Here is a 514-nt window from a genome sequence, read left to right as displayed (position 1 = left end):
CTTGTCGAGACCACCAAACCCACAACAACTACCCCGTTCACGGAAGAAACAAGTGGCCCATCGGGCCACTTACCATCCACAGATTCGAGGCTAGAAAAATGTCAGAAAAGTGCATCTGACCAGGGATAATATATAGAGTATTGGGCTTCGGAGGAGTAGAATCAGACCCATCACAACACACCCTGAGAGGAGGACCCGATGAGCCTCGAGCACGACACGATCGATGCTGACCTGAGCGCCATCGAAGCCTCCCTCGACGACCTCCTCACCCGCGATCCGGCGTATTGGCGCACCAGTCAGAAGAAGGACACGCTGCAGCGGCTGGAGAAGATCCAGGCCAAACAGGCCGCGGTGAAGCTCCGGGTGCTCGCTGCCTCGGGTGATATCGCCGAGGAGACCGGCGCCAAGGACGTCTCCGGGTGGATGCGCACCGAGCTCCTGGTTGACAAGGGCGTCGCCCGCTCGCAGGTGAACCTCGCTGCCGACCTCGCCAAGTACGAGCTGGTTGCGAAGG

1 pseudogene is annotated in these 514 nt (G+C 59.5%); it reads left to right on the top strand.

The features are described from left to right. Positions 1–198 precede the first annotated feature (198 nt). Positions 199–514, top strand: a pseudogene (locus tag IEY81_RS23975) (HNH endonuclease signature motif containing protein); the annotation flags it as partial.

This window comes from Nocardioides luteus (assembly GCF_014648595.1).
Classification (GTDB): Bacteria; Actinomycetota; Actinomycetes; order Propionibacteriales; family Nocardioidaceae; genus Nocardioides; species Nocardioides luteus.
The sequence above is the reverse complement of the archived record's forward strand: the minus strand, read 5'-3'. Positions and strand labels throughout refer to the sequence as shown.